This is a genomic window from Domibacillus sp. F004, from assembly GCF_057814295.1.
The window spans coordinates 1-323 of the sequence record NZ_JBVATB010000039.1 but is presented as its reverse complement, the minus strand read 5'-3'; the positions used below and the strand labels follow the sequence as shown (position 1 = coordinate 323).

Here is a 323-nt window from a genome sequence, read left to right as displayed (position 1 = left end):
GCGCCATTTGACGTTTCAGTCGTTTCGGTTCTTTCATGAGTCTTTATAGCCATTCGAGCCCAGCTTTTCGGTAAAATTCCGGTGCGCGCTGTACGTTACCATAATACACATCGAAGCTGCCGCCGACGCCTTGAAATACTTTTACTTTTGGCAGTTTCGGCATATTTTCACGGATCCATAGCTCTTGGCGCGGGATTCCAAGGGCAACAAAAATGATATGCGCACCGGACTCGCGAATTTTTTCAAGAAGAGCATCCTGATCTTTCACATAGCCATTTACATATCCGGCGACGCGCAATCCCGGAAAAGTCGCTGCTAGAGTT

Annotated in this window: 1 protein-coding gene; it reads right to left on the bottom strand. The window is 47.7% G+C overall.

All coding sequences use genetic code 11. The features are described 5' to 3' along the window. Nucleotides 1-43: 43 nt before the first annotated feature. Nucleotides 44-323: WecB/TagA/CpsF family glycosyltransferase (locus ACZYRN_RS19335; RefSeq protein WP_488913193.1), on the bottom strand; the 280-nt coding region annotated here is incomplete at its 5' end.